This window comes from Arthrobacter sp. CMU6 (assembly GCF_059090205.1).
Map to the genome: position 1 here is coordinate 1 of NZ_JBNHFL010000110.1, position 344 is coordinate 344.

The 344-nt window shown below is 61.6% G+C and carries 1 protein-coding gene; it reads right to left on the reverse strand.

What is annotated here, in order from left to right; all coding sequences use genetic code 11:
* Positions 1-64: 64 nt before the first annotated feature.
* The coding region (locus tag AC5RWD_RS23285) for a cupin domain-containing protein (protein WP_494022278.1) at positions 65-344 on the reverse strand (280 nt) is incomplete at its 5' end.

Below are 344 nucleotides of genomic sequence, written 5' to 3' on the forward strand. Positions count from 1 at the left end.
CTGGTCGCGGTGTCATCTGTGGTGCTAAGCCCCACAGATGACACCGCGGACGGCATGGCGGTCCTTACGGGGCGAAGGAGCGTTCGCCGGTGAAGAAGCCCAGGCCGTATTCGGGGGTCTCAAACTTCACTGTGGTCCCCTTCGGGAAGAACAGCACGTCGCGCTCCTTGGCGTGGGTGACCTCACCGGTGCTCTGGTCGGTGAGGATGAACTCGCCCTGGATGACGACCTTCATCTCGTCGTACGTGTACGTGTACGTGTACACCAGAGGCTCGGACGCCTTCAGCTCGAAGAACCCGGCACTCATGACCGATCCTTCAGGGTTGTGCAGGGAGTCGCCGATC